15 protein-coding genes are annotated in these 18,119 nt (G+C 36.9%); 14 read left to right on the top strand and 1 reads right to left on the bottom strand.

Annotation, left to right across the window (positions count from 1 at the left end; translation table 11 throughout):
• The first annotated feature begins 6 nt into the window (after window positions 1–6).
• Window positions 7–2,292, top strand: coding sequence for an NADP-dependent malic enzyme (locus J2T03_RS10230; protein WP_306840288.1), 2,286 nt, complete (start codon window positions 7–9; stop codon window positions 2,290–2,292).
• A gap of 145 nt (window positions 2,293–2,437) precedes the next feature.
• Here the strand turns inward: J2T03_RS10230 and J2T03_RS10225 are convergent, their stop codons facing one another.
• On the bottom strand, window positions 2,438–2,800 hold the full coding sequence (locus J2T03_RS10225) for a helix-turn-helix domain-containing protein (RefSeq protein WP_306840287.1): 363 nt from the start codon (window positions 2,798–2,800) through the stop codon (window positions 2,438–2,440).
• Window positions 2,801–2,948: 148 nt separating this feature from the next.
• On the opposite strand from J2T03_RS10225, the gene J2T03_RS10220 reads away from it, so the two are divergent.
• From J2T03_RS10220 to J2T03_RS10160, 13 genes are all read left to right on the top strand, one after another.
• Window positions 2,949–3,143, top strand: coding sequence for a hypothetical protein (locus J2T03_RS10220; protein ID WP_306840286.1), 195 nt, complete (start codon window positions 2,949–2,951; stop codon window positions 3,141–3,143).
• 79 nt (window positions 3,144–3,222) lie between these two features.
• Window positions 3,223–4,188 carry a grasp-with-spasm system ATP-grasp peptide maturase gene (gene gwsG, locus J2T03_RS10215; protein ID WP_307211108.1) on the top strand — a complete coding sequence of 322 codons (966 nt, stop codon included), beginning with the start codon at window positions 3,223–3,225 and terminating at the stop codon, window positions 4,186–4,188.
• The gene (locus tag J2T03_RS10210) at window positions 4,185–4,385 is read left to right on the top strand and encodes a hypothetical protein (RefSeq protein ID WP_306840284.1); all 201 of its coding nucleotides are present in this window, start codon (window positions 4,185–4,187) and stop codon (window positions 4,383–4,385) included. The genes gwsG and J2T03_RS10210 overlap by 4 nt, the downstream gene beginning before the upstream one ends.
• Entirely contained in the window at window positions 4,360–5,358 is a 999-nt protein-coding gene (locus J2T03_RS10205; protein ID WP_307211107.1) for a hypothetical protein, read from the top strand. Before J2T03_RS10210 ends, J2T03_RS10205 begins: the two co-directional genes overlap by 26 nt.
• A gap of 7 nt (window positions 5,359–5,365) precedes the next feature.
• Window positions 5,366–5,956, top strand: a complete 591-nt coding sequence (locus tag J2T03_RS10200) for a hypothetical protein (protein ID WP_307211105.1) — start codon at window positions 5,366–5,368, stop codon at window positions 5,954–5,956.
• Between the two features lie 21 nt (window positions 5,957–5,977).
• Window positions 5,978–6,832: a vitamin K epoxide reductase family protein gene (locus J2T03_RS10195; protein ID WP_307211104.1), complete on the top strand. Its 855-nt coding sequence runs from the start codon at window positions 5,978–5,980 to the stop codon at window positions 6,830–6,832.
• A 1-nt stretch (window position 6,833) separates the two neighbouring features.
• Complete coding sequence (locus tag J2T03_RS10190; RefSeq protein WP_307211102.1) at window positions 6,834–7,496, top strand: hypothetical protein; 663 nt, start codon at window positions 6,834–6,836, stop codon at window positions 7,494–7,496.
• Window position 7,497: 1 nt separating this feature from the next.
• Window positions 7,498–8,304: a GLPGLI family protein gene (locus J2T03_RS10185; RefSeq protein WP_307211100.1), complete on the top strand. Its 807-nt coding sequence runs from the start codon at window positions 7,498–7,500 to the stop codon at window positions 8,302–8,304.
• A 79-nt stretch (window positions 8,305–8,383) separates the two neighbouring features.
• Window positions 8,384–8,968 (top strand): Holliday junction branch migration protein RuvA, encoded by a 585-nt coding sequence (gene ruvA / locus J2T03_RS10180; RefSeq protein WP_306840278.1) that lies wholly within the window; start codon window positions 8,384–8,386, stop codon window positions 8,966–8,968.
• A gap of 57 nt (window positions 8,969–9,025) precedes the next feature.
• Complete coding sequence (gene sov, locus J2T03_RS10175) at window positions 9,026–15,988, top strand: T9SS outer membrane translocon Sov/SprA (RefSeq protein ID WP_307212326.1); 6,963 nt, start codon at window positions 9,026–9,028, stop codon at window positions 15,986–15,988.
• 127 nt (window positions 15,989–16,115) lie between these two features.
• Complete coding sequence (locus J2T03_RS10170; protein WP_307211098.1) at window positions 16,116–16,904, top strand: hypothetical protein; 789 nt, start codon at window positions 16,116–16,118, stop codon at window positions 16,902–16,904.
• 130 nt (window positions 16,905–17,034) lie between these two features.
• Window positions 17,035–17,412 (top strand): glycine cleavage system protein GcvH, encoded by a 378-nt coding sequence (gene gcvH / locus J2T03_RS10165; RefSeq protein WP_306840277.1) that lies wholly within the window; start codon window positions 17,035–17,037, stop codon window positions 17,410–17,412.
• Entirely contained in the window at window positions 17,354–17,764 is a 411-nt protein-coding gene (locus J2T03_RS10160) for a VanZ family protein (protein ID WP_373426910.1), read from the top strand. The genes gcvH and J2T03_RS10160 overlap by 59 nt, the downstream gene beginning before the upstream one ends.
• Window positions 17,765–18,119 lie beyond the last annotated feature (355 nt).

Genomic DNA, 18,119 nt, shown 5'->3' with positions numbered 1-18,119 from the left:
AATTCTATGTCAAGTAAAAACAACCGCGACGAAAAGAACTTTAATCAGGCCGCGTTAGATTATCATAAAGCCGAACCTAAAGGAAAGATCGAAGTTATTCCTTCGAAGCCTCACTCTTCTCAGAGAGATTTATCATTGGCATATTCACCGGGAGTGGCAGTTCCTTGTATGGAGATCCATGACAAACCGGAAACTGTGTACGACTACACAGGTAAAGGAAACCTGGTAGCTGTAATTTCCAACGGAACGGCTGTATTAGGACTTGGAGATATTGGAGCAGAAGCTTCAAAACCGGTAATGGAAGGAAAAGGACTTTTGTTCAAGATCTTTGCAGATATCAACGTTTTTGATATTGAAATTGATGAAAAGGATCCGGAAAAATTCATTCAGATTGTCAAAGGAATTGCTCCTACATTCGGAGGAATCAACCTTGAAGATATTAAAGCTCCTGAAGCATTCTATATCGAGCAAAAATTGAAAGAAGAGCTGGATATTCCTTTAATGCACGATGATCAGCATGGTACAGCAATTATTTCAGCTGCTGCATTGATCAATTCTCTTCAGATCGCTAACAAAAATATCGGAGAAGTGAGAATGGTGGTAAACGGAGCCGGAGCGGCAGCCATTGCATGTACCAACTTATATATTTCTCTAGGTCTTAAAAGAGAAAATGTTTTAATGTGCGACAGCAAAGGGGTTATCAATCATAAAAGAGAGAACCTTACGCCTGAAAAAATTGACTTTGTTGCTCACACAGATATCGAAACCCTTGAAGATGCTGTAAAAGGTTCAGATGTTTTCATCGGTCTTTCAAAAGGAAATGTAATGACTCCTGAAATGCTTTCCAGCATGAATGAGAATCCTATCGTTTTTGCGTTGGCAAACCCGGATCCGGAAATTGCTTACGATCTTGCGCTTGAAACCCGTAAAGATGTGATCATGGCGACAGGTAGAAGTGATTATCCTAACCAGGTGAACAATGTATTGGGATTCCCGTATATTTTCCGTGGTGCTTTGGACGTTCAGGCGAAAGGAATTAATGAGGAAATGAAGCTGGCAGCCGTACACGCTATCGCAGATCTTGCAAAAGAACCTGTACCTGAAGCTGTAATATTAGCCTATAATGTTCAGAATCTGCAGTTTGGAAGAGAATACTTTATTCCAAAACCATTTGATAACAGATTAATTACCAAAGTATCCAGTGCGGTAGCAAAAGCAGCTATTGAAAGCGGAATTGCCCGAAAAACCATCGAAGACTTCGAAGAATACGAAAACCAGCTGCTGGACAGAATGGGAAGAGACGAGAAGCTGGTAAGAATGATGCAGAGCCGTGCAAAATCCAATCCGAAAAGAATCACTTTAGGAAATGCTGAAGAATATAATGTATTGAAAGCTGCGCAGATTCTTTATGAAGAAGGAATTGCTTTCCCGAGTCTGTTAGGAGATAAAAAATACATCAAAGAGCAAATGGAACGTTTCGGAATCACACTGGATATCCCGATTATAGATCCAAGCGATGATGATCAGAAAGAAAACAGGAAAAAATACAGAGAAACCCTTTGGAAACTTCGTCAGAGAAAAGGAATGAACGAGTACAAAGCAAAGAGATATGTACGTCAGAGAGATTATTTTGGTCCGTTAATGCTGAGACACGGAGATACAGACGGTCTTATCATAGGCTTCTCTAAAAACTATACTTCAGTGCTTCGCCCTGTTTTAGAAGTTATAGAAAAAGATAAAGGAGTGGATAAAATAGCGGCAATGATGATGATCCTTTCAGAAAAGAAACCTATTTTCTTCGCTGATACCTCCATCAATCAGAATCCTACTGCAGAGGATCTGGTAAATATTGCTAAAATGGCAGAAATCACAGTTAAATCTTTTGCGATAGAGCCTAGAATTGCAATGCTTGGTTTCGAAAACTTTGCAGCAATTTCTGATACTTCCAAAAAAGTAGCGAAAGCAGTAAGCATTCTTCATGAGAAATACCCTAAAATGGTTGTTGATGGTGAGATCCAGCCGGATTTTGCAATGAACGCGGATCATTTAAGCGATTATCCCTTCTCAAAATTAGAAACAACACCTGCCAATACCTTTGTTTTCCCGAATCTTGAAAGTGCTAATCTTTCTTACAAGATCATAAGAGGAATGAAAGTAGCCCAGGTGATCGGGCCAATCTTGATGGGACTGAAGCAACCGGTACATGTTTTACAGATGCGTTCCAGTGTGGATGAGATTGTAAACTTAGCTACTGTGGCGGTTCTTGATGCGCAGAGAAGAGAGAAGAAATAAACAGTCATCTGTTATATAATAGAAAAGGCCGTTTTTACAACTGTAAAAACGGCCTTTTCTATACTTGTTCTTTGAGCTTCTTTCCGGTGGTAGTTTTTTTAATGATAAATTGGTTTGGTTATCTTACTTCAGACTGAGGCTGAGATTAACTTGCTTCAGAATTTTTCAATTTATTATTCTCCTCTATGAGATCTCTGTTTTCCTGCTCTAATTTTTCGATATATTTTTTTTGGGTCTCCAGAATGAAAGTGGGAATATTAGCGTAGTCCATATGATCTGAAGAAGAATTTCCGGATTGAAAGGATGGTTTCACTTCATGATCTCTGAGATCTCCAGATGAAACTCCAAGTGCCTTGGCTAGCTTTTCCCATTCATCAATATAAATTTTCACTTCTCCTCTTTCTTTGCGTGAATAATTTGAAGCATCTGTGCCTAATATTTTTCCCATCTGCGCCTGAGAGAAACCCAGTTGTTTTCTCAGTTTTTTTAATCTTTCGTGTGTCTTCATTCTTAATGTTTTATACAAATTTGCAGATTTTATGAATTATTTACAAGGAATTTGCATGAAAAATGCATATTATTTCTTTATTGAGTGATTTGTTTGTTTGTATATTGTACCTGTCAATAGTGACAAAAAATAAACTAAATTTTAACTTATGAAAAAATTAGAAAACCTAAGAGGAAAAAAATTGGGTAACATGAAAAGCATTCTTGCCGGGCAAAAAGGATTAGAATCAGGTATTGGTCTTACAGGTCCATGTGGTGGAACTGGTACAGACAGTGATCCACACGTATTGGAAACGCTTACACTGATCAAAGGTGGAGGTGGTACTAATGACGGATGTGACTAGTCACCTGATTTTTAAGGAAAAATTTAAAGACTCTTTATACTATAAAGAGTCTTCCTTTATCTATTAATCTAAAAAAAATATGATTCTGATTTTATCAACCCCAAATGATGATGATACTAATATCGTAATGGAGCATCTGACGATGCTTGGGGAAAAATTTATAAGAATAAATGATCTGGATTTATTCAATGGAAATACAAAAATGTACTATGAACTGTCACCGGAACCCAAACTCTTTGTAGAAAATATTTTTTTTGGAAGGATAAATTTGTCAGATATACAATGTGTGTGGTACAGGAAATTTGGTTTTTTTGATAAATTTAAAAAAAAATTCAGAGGCGAAACGAATGTGGAGATGCTGGAGTATCTGAAATTGGAATATACCACAACATTAGATCTTTTTTTTGATTTTCTGAAAGACAAAAAATGGCTTAATAATTATTTAAAAGTTAAAAATTTAAGTAAAATAAGCACCCTTATCGCTTCTCAAAAAATAGGATTAAAAATTCCCCAAACCCATATCACTAACCATACGGATTCACTAAACCCGAATGAATCCTATATCACCAAATCCATAAAAGACGGGACCGTAATTGACGTAGGAGAAAAGACTTTCTTTTTTCTGACCAAAGAAGTTAATCCTAAGACCATGGCTCGCTATGATCATTTCTTCCCAAGCTTATTTCAGGAGAAAATTAACAAAGAATATGAGCTCCGGATTTTTCATTTAAATGGAAAAAACTATCCAATGGCCATTTTTTCCCAAAGAGACAGACAGACGGGAGTTGATTACAGGCATTACAATTACAGTAAGCCGAACAGGATGATTCCTTATACTTTGCCGGAAGAAATTGATGAAAAAATATGCCGCCTGATGAAAGATCTTGGCCTGGATACAGGATCACTGGATATCATAAAAGGAACAGACGGAGAATATTATTTTTTGGAAGTAAACCCCTCAGGCCAGTTCAGAATGACCGCGCTGCCATGTAATTATAACCTTCATTATGAAGTGGCATGTACTTTAAAAAAAATGAATACATGAAAAAAACATTAATACAAGAAATTGGATACGAGAAAAAGAAAGAGTTGCTTCCTGTAATTTTTTCTCATACAGAACCTATGGATATCAAAAAAATAAAAAGAGACCGTCCGTACAGAATGGTTGACACTACTATTCATCAGTCAGAAATTTATTGTTTAAGAATATATAAAGATGGAATTAACATATCTACAGAATAATAAAGAAAAATATATCCATGTATTTTCATGTTGTGTCCCTGTTAAAGGCCATGAAAGAGGTGCTATCTATGACCTTCAGAGAGAGGAAATTGAACTGGTTCCCAATACAATGATCGATTTTTTAGATTATATAAAGAATAAAAAATTAAGCGTTGTCCTGGAAGAGTTTGAATCCGATAAGATAGCTAAACAATATCTGATTTTTTTGGAAAAGAACGAATTTGTCTTTTATTCAAACACTGTTTTCTTTCCGGAACTTGAGGAAAAAAGCATTAATGAAGATACTTCAACGATACAGTTTATGACCATTATGCTGTCCGATTTCATCAGTGAACACCTGGATACGATCATCAGAAACATCACTGCGCTGGGAGTGAAAAGACTGCATTTTCATATCAATGATCAGAATTGCATGGAAAAAATACATCATATTCTGGATATTCTGGAACTTTCAAGAGTAACGAATGTTTCGTTTTCAATTCCCCATCAGAAAATTAATAAAAAACTATACAGCAACAATCGGTTAAAGACCTTATATTTATTCAATGCTCCTAAAGAAAAAATAGAAAGCAATAATGAAGTGACTACAATTTCTATAAAAATAGATGATGCCGGAATGTTTCTGCCTAAATTTAGTATCAACACGGTAGCTATAAATTCTTCAGCATACAATATTGCAAGAAATTATAACCTGTCATTATACAAAACAGTATTTGTTGATGAACTTGGGAGAATTAAATTTAATATAAACGATCTGCTGAACCACGGAAATATTACAGATTCACTTGAAGAAATAAAAAACAAAACGGTCCAGGAGCTTTCCGGAATCTGGAATATTAAAAAAGAGGAGATTGCCCCGTGCAATATTTGTGAATTCAGATTGTGCTGTACAGCAGTTTATATTCCTTTTAAAACAGATCACGGGTATGCTGTAAACTGTAATTATAATCCTTTTCAGGCAGAATTAAACTAGATAGAAAATGAATAAAAAAACATTGTTAGGATTGATTTTTTTAAGCTTTATGATGCTGAGCTGTAAGAACTATTATTTTCTGAAACATACGCCGGCAGTTAATAATGAAGAAAGGAATCCTGTCTATGATCTGAAATTCGCCAAAGAAAATATGCAGTTTACGGCTTTTGCCGATTATCAGGTGAATATTATTAATAAAAAGTATGTTTTCTTTACAACAAAAGATGTTAACCAGACTCTTAAAGCGAATTTCAGTAAACCTTACACTGAGCAGTTCATGTTTATGTATACTAAAATGAGCATCTATAACAATTTGCTTGGTTTCTACTACGAAGGGGCATCATTGGAAGAGGTGAAGCAGGCCTATGGTAGAAATCCGGATGCTGATATGGGAAATGGAGTTTTATATGCCTATGATTTGGGAAAATTTCATGTTGTGGATATTTACAGAAAAACTGGCAATGGTGTGATAAGGTTTATTAATCTCAACAATCCCGATGAAAAAGATCCCCCAAATAAAAAATTCCACCTTGAAGTTCGAAATCTCTTTTTTGGATTGAACAGTCAGTTATGGGAGAAAAACGCGGACAGCTTTTAAGAATCTGTAAAAGAAATCTATATGGTTGAAAGCATAGCCAACATTCTGAAATATCTTCAGAGGAAAAATATTCACCTGGACAGAAAAGAATTTTCATTCCAGATCAATTCCCATCCTGCATTTCCGAGTCTGCTTTCCATAGTGAGCACACTTAACATTAACTATGTCTGTAACTTCGCAGTAGAAATAGATAACTCCGAAATAGATGAACTTCCGGATGATTTCATGACCTTCATAACAGTTGAGGGCAACAAACAGGAACTTGCTTTTGTTGAGAAAACGAATAAAGATTTTTTGATCAATGGCAAATATAAAGTGAGTGAAAAAGAGTTTCTTTCAAGCTGGAATAATATTGTTGTTTTGATTGATGAACACCAGTCAGTACTTAAAAAAAAGGCAGGTGGGAGATATAAATTTTTGCTAGCCGGGATTTTTGTGCTGGCTGTACTGATTTATACTTATTTTCAAATCAGTTTACATTCATTTATTTTCCTATTTTTATCCTTGTGCGGTTTTTTACTGGCGGTTGTGTCATTAAGAAAAGTATTTGGCATCGAAAGTCCGGTGGTAGATAAAGTCTGCTCCGGAACGTATACAGACTGCTCACTTTCGGAAGATAACACAACAGGTTTTGTATCACACTTCGGAAACTTTAGTCTGGTTTATTTTTTATCGAACATCGTAAGTCTTCTGTTCCTTTGTAATAGTGGGAGCGAAGATGTTTTTTTTACCATCCAGAAAACATTGCTCATCATTATTCTTCCTGTCATAGGATATTCTCTTTTTTATCAGCTGTTCAAAATCAGAAAAGTATGCCCTTTATGCATTGGAATCATCATTATTTTGCTTTTACAAACCTCTATTTTACTGATGTGATATGAATTTGGACCCTTTTATTCCTCTCGTTTTATATGGTAGTTTCTACCTGGTTATTTTAATTTTATGGTGGCAGATCAGGAATTATTTAAAGCAAAAGGAAAAACTTAAAACCCAGCTTATAAGAAAAAATAGAACGGCCCGGAACCACGAGGTCTTTATTAATACCTTAAACGCACAAGGGAAAATAGAATTGCCAGAGCCGGTAATAACCCTGGGAAACAGGGAAAGTGATTTGGAACTGACCATTTTCACCAGCCTTTACTGTGAAATGTGTCAGGACATCTGTGAAACGGTGAACAAAATTATTTTTGCTTATGAAGAAGAAATAAAAATAAATATCTTTTTCAAAAAACAGCCCGTGGAAGATAAAAACCGTTTTTTGTATATATTGCACAGGGTTTTTCTGCTCCACGGAACAAAAGAGTTTTTAAAAGCGCTGAATTTTTGGTTTGAAAATAAAAACCTTGAACCGTGGGCAATTACTGGAGAATATAATATGGACGAACACCATACGGCATTCACATCCTCTAATGAATGGTTTATCCAAAACAATATTATAGCTACCCCTTCAGTTTTTATAAAAGGGCATATCTTTCCCCATGAATTTGAGAAAGAAGATTTATATTACCACATAGAAGGGATTATTGAAAATAAAGAATAAAATGATGCGCTGTAAAATATTGATAACAACTGTACTTTTCCTTGTCATTCAAAATATATATTCTCAGGATATGAGAATAAATTATGACATGATTTATAAAGAAGATTCCCTGAGTACAGAAGTTGCTACCAAGAAAATGGTTCTGCTTGTTCAAAACGGAGAATCAAAGTTTTATCCCGAAAAACAATATGAGGTGGATTCTCTCAGAGCTTCTGGGTTTAAGGGATTTGCCGTAGGAGATCATGACTTTTATGTCATAAAAAACAAACAGAATACCGGCTCAAAATACTACTTTCTGCTTCGGGACGTTTACAGAATCACTGAGCCTGTAAAACTGAACTGGAAAATAGAAAAAGAAACTGCTGAACAATATGGCTACACTTGCCAGAAAGCCACTGTAGACTACAAAGGTAGAAAATGGGAGGCATGGTTCACTCAGGAGATACCCATTCAGGAAGGTCCATATATTTTTAAAGGCCTGCCAGGTTTGATCGTATATATGAAAGATGCTACAGGTTCCTATGAATTTTCTTTTACAGCCCTTAAAAAAAGTTTTTATAAAATGGAACTGGAGAATATCACTCCAAAGCCTCTTGACATTTCTGTAGCTAACCTCAAAAAGATTTTTATAGACTACTATAATGATCCGTACAGAGAAATGAAATCAGGAAATGTAAAAGCAAAATTTAAGGATGAGAAAGGGAATGATGTTCAGCCGGATTTTAGAGAAATGACTAAAAAGCTGCAATCTTCACTTAAAAAAAATAATAATCCTATAGAATTATCAGATAAGATTACATATCCTTAACGATTCAAAGGCATTCGTATATGAAATAAAAATATTAATTAGTTTAAATTGCTATATTTGGGAGTTTTAAAAATTAATAATGATATTTTCCTTACAAGGCAGTGTTCAAGAACTTACGCCCACTTACGCAGTGATCAACGTACAAGGAGTTGGTTACTATGTAGGTATCAGTTTGATGACCTCCCAGGCTCTGGCCCTGAATAAGCCGGCATTCTTATTTATTCAGCAGATCATACGGGAAGATGCTCATCTTCTCTTTGGATTTAACACTCGTTCAGAAAAAGAAATGTTCAATCTGTTAATAAGTGTTAACGGAGTAGGTGCTGTTTCTGCCCTTATACTTCTTTCTACTTTAAGCCTTGAAGAGATCGCTTCAGCCATTCTCTCCAAGAACAGCGTGCTGATTCAAAAAGCAAAAGGAATAGGTACTAAAACTGCAGAAAGAATTATCGTAGATTTAAAGGATAAAGTCCAAAAATTCAGCATTGCAGACGAAAATATTTCTTCTTTTGTGGATAATAAAGTTAAGGAAGAATCGTTATCTGCATTAGAAGTTTTAGGGATTCCGAAACGAATGAGCGAGAAGATCGCGGACAGGATGATGAAGCAGAATCCGGAGATCTCGGTAGAAGAACTGATAAAACATATTTTAAAAAACATTTAACATTTGGTGGCGAATAATAAGCATCTGAAAATATTTTTGTTCCTGTCGTTCCTGTGTATGTCAGTAAGTGCCTTGGCACAACAGGTACGTGATACTGCGATCATAAAGAAAGATTATCAACTGGCCGATCCTACAAGGTATGAGGCCTTTTATGACATAAAAACAGGTATGTATTATGTATATCCTAAAATTGGAAATACATTTACAGGCCCTCCTACAGCGATGTCTCCCGAAGAGTATAAAGAATTTATGCTCGCAACTCAGTCAAAAGCATACTACAAGGAAAAATCCGATAAGTACAGCCTCCTTTACAGAAGAGATAGAACTGATGCCCGTAAGAAAGGGCTCATTCCATCTTTGATGATCAACAACAGGCTGTTTGAAACTATTTTTGGGAGTAATAAGATAGAGATCATTCCTTCAGGATACGCCTCTTTGGACTTTGCTGGGCTATACCAAAAAATAGATAATCCACTGATCCTGCCACAGAACAGGACCAGTTTTACCTTTGATATAGACCAGAGGATACAGCTGGGCTTATTGGGTAAAGTAGGCGAAAATCTCCAGTTGAAAGCCAATTATGATACCCAGAGTGGTTTTGCATTCGAAAACAGGATGAATCTTGTATGGCAGGCAAAAGGAAACTGGAAAGATCTTCAGACCAAAGGTCTTGGTGAAGTAGATAAACCCAGTGCAGGAGGAGAAGATAAAATCATTAAGAGAGTAGAATTCGGTAATGTTAATATGCCGCTTTCTACCAGTCTTATCCGTGGTTCACAGTCATTATTCGGGGTAAAAACAGAATTCCAGTTAGGAAAAACCTATGGAACAGTAGTTCTTTCCCAACAACAGGGGGAAGCCCGGAATATTGTAGTACAGGGTGGTGGCGTTATGAATAACTTTAAAGTTAATGCTATTGACTACGAAGAGAATCAACACTTCTTTCTGGGACATTATTTCCTGGATCGTTATGATAATGCACTGGCCAATTATCCGCAGATCAATTCCACAGTAAACATTACCAGATTGGAAGTCTGGGTACTTGACCAGGGGAACAGTAACCTGGCATATCAGAAAAGTATTATCGGGATCAGAGATTTGGGAGAAGGTGTTTCAGGACTGCCGGACAACTCTCAGAATGGATTATACCCATCTATTAATGCGGCAATAGGACCAAGAGAAGCCGGTAAAAATTATGCGACCACCTTTCAAGGACAGATGTTCCCGGGAAGTGCACAGCCTTATGATAATGGAGAACAATTTATTTTTAATACAAAAGCAAGAAGGCTGAATGCCAATGAATATACATTGCAGCCTCAATTAGGATATATTTCACTGAACCAGAAGCTGAATGATAATCAGCTTTTGGCCGTTTCCTATTCCTTTACAGATGGTACTAATAAAGTCTATAAAGTAGGGGAATTCTCAGAAGAAAGTCCGGTATTGGTAACCAAAGTTCTTAGGGTAAATAACAAAGTGAATACAGAATCTCCGATGTGGGACCTGATGATGAAAAACATCTACTCTTTAGATGCAGGACAGGTAGCACAGGATGGTTTTATTCTTAATGTTTTCTACAGAGATCAAAAAACGGGTGGTAAAGTAAACTATCTTCCGGGTACATCTGTTCAGGATAAAAATTTATTGCAATTATTTAATTGGGATCGTTTGAATATGAACGGAGATATTCAAGCCAGCAATGGTGTGCTAGGAGATGGTATTTTTGACTACGTAAATGGGATTACGATTAGGTCAGAGACAGGAAAAATAATTTTCACTAAAGTTCAGCCATTTGGAGACTATATGCAAAGTTTAGTTGGGAATGACCCTCAATATGTACTTCATGATCTTTATGATAAGCAAAAAATAACCCCTTCAAATGTACCACAGAGATATACCATAGAAGGACGATACAAAGGAACACAGGGGCAGGGGATTTCTCTTGGCGCTGTAAACGTTCCGCAGGGATCCGTAAAAGTTTCTGCAAATGGTGTTCAGCTGACAGAAGGGGTGGACTACACTGTGGATTATATGCTCGGAACAGTAACGATCATCAATGAAAATGTTAAACAGTCCGGACAGGCTATCAATATCTCATTAGAAAACCAGCTTACCTTTAATACCCAAAGAAAAAGGTTCTTGGGATTAAACCTTGAAAGAAGATTCAATGAGAACTTTATAATAGGGGGAACAGTTGTCAATTATTCCGAATCTCCGCTTACCCAAAAAGTAAACTACGGACAGGAGGCTGTTAATAATACCATGGCCGGGATCAATATGATGTACAACAATCAGGTTCCTTTCCTTACAAGGCTTACAGATAAGATCCCATTTGTAAATACAGAAGCTCCGTCAAACCTGAACTTTAAAATGGAAGGGGCTTACCTTCTTCCTGGATTAAATAAAGGAACGAATGACCAATCTTATGTAGACGATTTCGAACAGACAACTTCTAAAATATCCTTAAAAGAACCGGCGGCCTGGAGCTTAGCTTCAAGACCAGAGAAAAACCTGGCGGCACCATTTAACGGAGCCCCTAGTGATGATGCCGTTACAAGCGGTTACGGAAGAGGACTTTTATCATGGTATAATATTGACCCGAGATTCTGGGGAGTAGGAGGAAGAGCACCGGCAGGAATTACAGCACAGTCTGTTTCCAACCATGCATCCAGAAGAGTTCAGTATTCCGAAATTTATAACAACAGAGATTTTGTTGCGGGTGAACAGACGTTCACCAATACTTTAGATATTTCTTACTATCCTCAGGAAAAAGGTCCGTACAATGTCAATCCAGGCTCCGAAACAGCGGCTTCCAGATGGGCAGGGATCATGAGACCCATTAGTGTTTCCAATTTCGTTAATTCAAATATAGAATATGTTGAATTCTGGATGATGGACCCTTATGCGGATGGAACTGTCTTAGGCGATAGGGCGAGACTTTTACTTCAGTTAGGAAACGTTTCCGAAGATATCCTGAAAGACGGTAAAATGCAGTATGAAAATGGTCTGCCAACTCCGGGAGCACCTTCTACTACCACAACTTCCAATTGGGGAGTACAGCCGAAGCAGCCACCAATTCTTTATGCATTTTCAAGCGAAGGTGATGATAGAAGAGCTCAGGATTTAGGATATGATGGGTTAAACTCAGACCAGGAATCTATGAGGTTTGGAAATACATTTGTTAACCCGGTTACCAACTTAGTTGACCCTGCTGTGGATGATTTCGTATTCTTCATGTCGGATAAATTTACAGGCAATCAGGCAGCATCTCTTGTTCAGAGATATAAATATTTCAGGAATCCTGAAGGAAACTCCCAGGCTAATTCATTGGAAGTGGCTTCACAGACTCCGGATGCAGAAGATATCAACAAAGATTATAACCTTGACCAGACGGAAAGCTATAATGAATATGTTGTAAAACTGGATAAACCAAGTCTTGCCTTAGGACAGAACAATATCGTAGATGTAAAAACGGTGAAGGCTACCTTCCAGAACGGACAGTCTTCTGATGTGAAATGGTACCTGTTCAGAATTCCTGTTTCGAAATATGCGGAAACTGAAGCAGAAGGAGAGCGAAGCGCATCAGTACTGAACAATGTAAGATTTGCGAGATTAATGCTTGCCGGTTTCGAACAGACTTCCACTTTAAGATTCGGAACAATGGATCTTGTAAGATCGGACTGGAGAAGATATCCGAATCAAATTGCCAGTCCTACAGTATCTTCACAACAGGAAGGTGTAGGTATAGCACAAAATAATAACTTCGAAGTTGGAAGTGTAAATATTGAAGAGAATGCCCTGAACCAACCTCCTTATGTATTGCCTCCGGGAATTGACAGACAGGTGTTGAGCGGGAATGCAGGAGCACAGAGACAGAATGAAGCTTCACTTTACATGAAGATAGACGGTCTTGCCGGAGAAGCAAGAGGAGTTTTCAAAAACACCACTCTGGATATGAGAAGATATAAAAAGCTAAAACTTTTTGTACATGCTCAGGACCCGACAGACAGATATCAGGGTATTGATTCTGAATCCAAATTCTTTATCCGTTTCGGAAGCGATGCTACTGATAACTATTATGAATATGAATCTCAAATGTTGCTTACACCTAGGACAGCAACTACCCCTTTTGAAATCTGGCCTGTTGAAAACAATGTTGATTTGGAGATCCAGAATTTTGTAGATGCCAAAATCCGAAGAGATAAGAATTCATCCAATATTGTAGACAGAATCATGGACCCTAACTTTGGAGATGAATCAAAAAGAATTTATATCAAGGGACGCCCGAGTTTAGGAAATATAACCACCATTATGATTGGGGTAAGAAATACAAGTCGTTCAAACTCTATTACCAGAATTCTTTGGGTAAATGAGATTCGTCTTTCCGAAATTGAAAATGATGGAGGATATGCAGGTAACGCAAGTCTGAACTTTAACCTTGGAGATTTTGCTACTGTAAATACGAGTGCATCTTATACATCTGTAGGTTTCGGTAATATAGATTCAAAGCCGGCAGAAAGAAATCAGTCTACACAGTCTGCATTCAGTATTAATACTGCTGTAAACGTAGATAAATTCCTTCCTGAAAAAAGCGGGATGAAAATTCCTTTAAACTATTCCTACTCACAGACTATCGAGGATCCGAAGTATAACCCTCTTGATACCGATGTGGAATTCAGCAAGGCTGCCAACAAGGAGCAGCTTAAAAAAGTAGCAAGAACTTACACACAGCAAAGAAGTATTGGTGTTGTCAATATGCATAAGGAAAGGATGAATCCAAACAAGAAGCCTAAATTCTACGATATTGAAAACATTTCCGTAACTGCAGTTTATAATGACGATTATTACAGAGATATTTATACTTCAAGAAACTACAGACAGTATCTGAGAGGTTACGTTGATTACAACTATACCTTCAAACCGTGGGTAATTAAGCCTTTCAACAAAATGATCAGCGATACGGCAAAATCCACAAAATATCTGAGATGGATCAAAGAATTCAATTTCAATCCAATTCCTACAAGATTATCTTTCAGAACGGAAGTAGACAGAAATTATAATGAACTTGAATTTAGAAATGTAGAGGCGATCTTAAGCGGGAATACAGGTGACAGTTTTGCCGCGATTAAAAACAGAAACTTCTTCTTCGGGTGGCAGTACGGTTTAGGATTCAACTTTACAAAATCATTAAAACTAGAGATCAATTCTGCAACAAGAACCCTTAATGATAATGTAGATGTGAATGGAATGAGTGATAAATCCATCTTTGGAAATGTATTCAGAGCAGGTAGGCCGGTATTGTACAATCACAGAGTACAGGTTAATTACAAACTGCCGTTCCAGTATCTCCCGTATTTGGATTTTATTGATGCAGAACTTGGGTATGGGCTTACCTACAACTGGAATGCAAGATCTACCGCTCTCCTTTCAAGCCCGGAAGGAAGTTTAGGTTCCGTAGGTCAGAATACAAATGTGATCCAGGCTACGGCTACTGCAGATATTCCTAAGTTCTTTGGGCAGTTTAAGTATTTTAAGAATATCTCTGCAAAACTGCAGAAGCGTAAACAAGAAATTGACTCATTGAATAATGTGTATACACAGCAATGGGACAAGAAAAGATACAGATATAAGAGCTATAAATTCAAAAATAAACTGACAATACTGCAGAGCGCAGCTTTTGCACTTACATCGTTCAAACAGTTAGATATTAATTACTCTGAAAATAACGGAACGGTACTTCCAGGTTTACTTTCTGCACCAAACATGTATGGATATGGCCAAACATTGGGAGGTCCTACGATTGGATTCCTTTTCGGATCACAGGCTGATATCAGAAGAACTGTGCTGGAAAACGGGTGGATAAGTGATTCACCTTATATGACCGATCCTTATGTGAAGATGTCAACAAAAGAATTAAGGGCCAATTTACAGATCGTTCCGATTAACGAGTTCAGGATTGATCTTAGTGCACTGCATAACTACAACAGAAACTTCTCTCAGTCTGGATTTAATAACCGGAATAACCTTGGAACAGCAAACCATGATTATGCATTTGCCAATGATCAGGTAACCTATTCCAACTCTGTGGTACTTCTGAAAACATCATTCAAAGAAACCCAGGCCGTTTACCAGGCGATCAGGGAAAATGCGATGATACTTTCCCAGCAGATGGGGTTAGGAGAAGTACTGAATAGTGATGGCTTTGCAGATCATTATAGCATTGCCAATGCCTATGTATTGATTCCTGCATTCAGGGCGGCAGTCGAAGGAAAATCCGTTAAGCAGATGGGAAATGCTAAAAAAGCCGGGCTTCCGATTCCAAACTGGAAGATCACCTATTCTGGTTTAAGAAACATTCCGATCATTAATGGTCAGTTCTCTAAATTTGACATCCTGCACGGATATACAGCAACGTATACAGCAACTGGTATCCAGTCAAGTATTGATTACTTTAACAGGCTTTCCGGTGGAAATGCATTCGATGTCAATAATGATTACATCAATCCGTTTACATTCTCGCAGGTTGGCTATGTGGAATCTTTCTCTCCGCTTATCGGTATAGATGTTACTATGAGAAACAATATGCAGTTTGGACTTCAGTATAACAGAAACCGGATGATGCTATTAGGATTGGTAAACCATACCCTTACCGAAGATTCCAATACGGAATATGTAGTAAGACTTGGGTATATCGTTAAAAATTTCAGACTTGGTATGGCCAATACAAGAGGATCCAGAGGAAAAGGAAGTGACCTGAACATCAGAGGAGATATTTCACTGAGAGACAGCAAAACTTCCATCATGAATATCCTATTGAATGATTCACAGATCACCGGAGGACAGAAACTCATGAATATAAAACTTTCAGCAGATTATAACGTTTCTGAAAATCTGAACCTGAGAGTATTCTATGAGCAGATGACTTCCAAATACAAAATATCAACGGCATTCCCGCTGTCTACCATTAGAGCTGGTCTGTCTGCAACATTTACATTTGGAGACTCAGGTGGCGGGTTCTAAGAAAAAAATCAACACATAATTACTAAAATAAAAATCCCTTTCTGTAAAAGAAGGGGATTTTAGTTTTAATTCACGTTTTTTGGAATAGCTTGGTTTTTATGGTATATTTACAATCAAATAGTTTTGTATGAAAAAAATAATATTGTTTTTTGGTTTTTTTGTATTTGGAGAAATGTTTTCACAAGATATTGCATTTAACAAACTCTACGGTAATGGTGATCCTAATAATTATTACCTAAGTCATTATCCGGTGGCAGGTTCTGACGGTTTAGCTATATATTGGCATGGTGGGATAAGACTTAGTACATCTTTAGCGGTAGGGTTACAGATATTAAATAATGGAAATGTGGGTATAGGAACGGTAGATCCTCAAGCTAAGTTTGACGTGAATTTTGGTGGGGAACCAAAAACTATTAAGTTTTTAGAAACTACAAATAATGTAAATACAATGAATTCTATGCTTCGTTTTACTTGGTATAATGATACTGCTGATGTAGGCATTGTTAGAAGTGGTAGCTATCCTATAGAAGCACTGGCAATAAGATTTAACCAAAATGAAGTAGCCAGATTTACTCCGAATGGTAATGCTCTTCTGCAAGGAAAATTTGAAGCAAAAGAAGTAAAAGTAACCCTAACGCCAACAGCTGATTTTGTTTTTGATGAAGATTATAAGCTGCCAGAATTAGATGAGGTAGAAAAGCATATTAAAGAAAAAAAACACCTTCCTGAAATTGCATCAGCAGCACAGATGGAAAAAGAAGGAGTGAATATTGGTGAGTTTCAGATTAAACTTCTTCAGAAAATCGAAGAGCTTACCCTCTATACCATTGAACAAAATAAACAGCTTAAAAAACTTCAGGATAATAACGATAAGCTCATGAAAGAAATGGACGAGCTAAAAGGAATAAAAAAATAATAATTATACCATACTCAATCGCTGCTTCGGTAGCGATTTTTTATTTTGACTCCAAAATTTGATCAAGATATTCATTACCCCTTTGAAGCTTTTATTATTTTGAATACATTTGTACAAAATAAAAATTAAAATGAATACACCATCAGAATTAAAGTACACTAAAGATCACGAATGGATCAAGATTGAAGGCAATGTTGCTACAATTGGTATTACAGACTTCGCACAGGGAGAGTTGGGCGATATTGTATACGTAGATGTAGATACTGTAGATGATGATCTTGAAGGAACAGCTGTTTTCGGAAGTGTAGAAGCAGTAAAAACTGTTTCAGATTTATTCCTGCCTATTGCCGGAAAAGTTATTGAATTTAATTCAGAGTTGGAAGATCAGCCTGAGCTGTTAAATACAGACCCTTATGGAAACGGATGGATCATTAAATTAGAAATTGCTGATGGTGCAGATCATTCAGAACTGCTTACTGCAGAAGAATACCAGGCAATCATTGGATAAGGTTTCAAAAATATTTAGTAAGATTTTGCCCATTTATTGGGCATTTCTTACTTATATGCTCCTCAAACCGGGTGAAGAGAATAACGAATACTGGTTTATGTTCAACGGTATCGATAAAGCTTTACATGTGAGCATATTTGCAATGCTGGGCTTCTGCTTCATTGCTGCATTTCCCAAAATTAAATTCTCCTATTTCTTTCAGATCATCCTTATATATGCCTTCCTTACTGAAATCCTTCAGGAAGAAATGGGTTTGGGCAGATCCATGGAATCTCTGGATATTGTTGCAGATACTGTAGGATGCCTGATTGGATACTCTATATATAAGATATTAATCAAACGTTTTTTCTAAATTATTCTTTAATACCCTTCTCGAACGACCATTGTTGATAACTATGCTATAGGCATAATGTATTAACAATCAAAACAGTATATTGATATTTATCCCCACTGTAAACGGATTATGAATTTTATGTTAAATAGGTTTGTTTTTAGGGATAATAAGTTGTTATCTTTGCCCCACTGAAAACGAGAGTATAACAGTAGCGCAGAAGAGCTTTTGGATAAGCATAACTATTTAAAATGAGCTTACCGGATATAGAAGAAAATGCTTAACAATATTTTAGAAATAAAAGTTGCGGGGTTTGATTTTTTTTGTATCTTTGCAGTCCGGTTAAACGGAGCGCAGGAGTAAGTAAAGATTGAGT

Origin of the sequence: Chryseobacterium lathyri (assembly GCF_030812195.1) — a bacterium.
GTDB lineage: Bacteria > Bacteroidota > Bacteroidia > Flavobacteriales > Weeksellaceae > Chryseobacterium > Chryseobacterium lathyri_A.
Note: the sequence above shows the minus strand (reverse complement) of the source record. Positions and strands in the feature narration are given on the sequence as shown.